The sequence below is a fragment of the Desulfobulbus rhabdoformis genome, from assembly GCF_016919065.1.
In the GTDB taxonomy this organism is placed as follows: Bacteria; Desulfobacterota; Desulfobulbia; order Desulfobulbales; family Desulfobulbaceae; genus Desulfobulbus; species Desulfobulbus rhabdoformis.
Genome location: NZ_JAFFQA010000133.1, coordinates 1 through 1,046 on the forward strand (window position 1 = coordinate 1; position 1,046 = coordinate 1,046).

The following is a 1,046-nucleotide window of genomic DNA, read 5'->3' on the forward strand; positions in this document are numbered from 1 at the left end:
ACGGCAAAATTCTCGGGAGCATCGTCTTTTCGGATTCGGCATTCATCTTCACGAAATGTAACATCAAGTACATAGTGAAGGGAATTTTCTATACCCCAATGGGAGCGCACAGCTTTGGCAAACAGTTCGGCGTTGTTTTCTTGGCTCGAAATATAGTAGCGGCATTCTGTAGTTTTTTTGTCTTTTCCGTGCCGCTCTGACACAACGACACCTATTGTTCGAAGCCCCTTCCACTGTGCGACCATGGGTAACTCGGCAGCATCAGTCGTGTAATGTGAGCGGATTTCATGGCGACCATGGCCCTTGCTTTCGCTCTGGAAGAAATCAAATTTATCGCTGTTGAAAGTCTCTGCGTCTGCCTGACTGAAAACAGTTTCAACGGCTTTAAGCAATGAGCCTTGATTGCCTTTTAAGCCCAAGACGTAATCACCACCTTGCTGGATGATCTGTTCTGCTATCTTCTTTTGACACCCCATGGCGTCAATGGTCACGATACAACCTTTGATCTCCAGCAGTTTTAAAAGTTCAGGAATTGCGGTGATTTCGTTTGATTTTTCATCGGTTTTGACTTGCCCTAAAACAAGTCGATTGCTTGCTGCCCAAGCGCTAACCATATGAATGGCCGACTTTCCTGAGCTTGAGTCGTGTGACCGCCGCAAGGTCTTGCCGTCGATTGGGATAACTTCGCCATCAACGACCTCGACCACGGAATGCACCCAACTCAGAAAGCATTCTTGAAAAATTTTGGTATTAAGACGAGAAATGACTCGTCGAAATGTATCGTGTCCCGGAATGCCATTGGGGAGCTCGAGAAAAGTAGCGAGCCACTCCTGTTTGGCTTGCCCGAAGATTTCAATTTGTTCCCAACCAGATGCTCCGGACACTACCCCGCAGATAGCAATGACGATGATATCGATAAGCAAATGCCGGTTTTTCCCTTCTACTCTCGGATCAATTAAATTTTCGAAATGGGAAATAATGTCTGGCTGCTGTTTTTTCATGCCCCTTCTCCAAGTAAGTGATTTTTGAAGGGTAATATATAGAGG

General features: G+C 45.9%; 1 protein-coding gene. It reads right to left on the bottom strand.

The window, feature by feature from the left end; genetic code table 11:
* Window positions 1-1,001: ISAs1 family transposase (locus JWJ90_RS22745; RefSeq protein WP_205229502.1), on the bottom strand; the 1,001-nt coding region annotated here is incomplete at its 3' end.
* Window positions 1,002-1,046 lie beyond the last annotated feature (45 nt).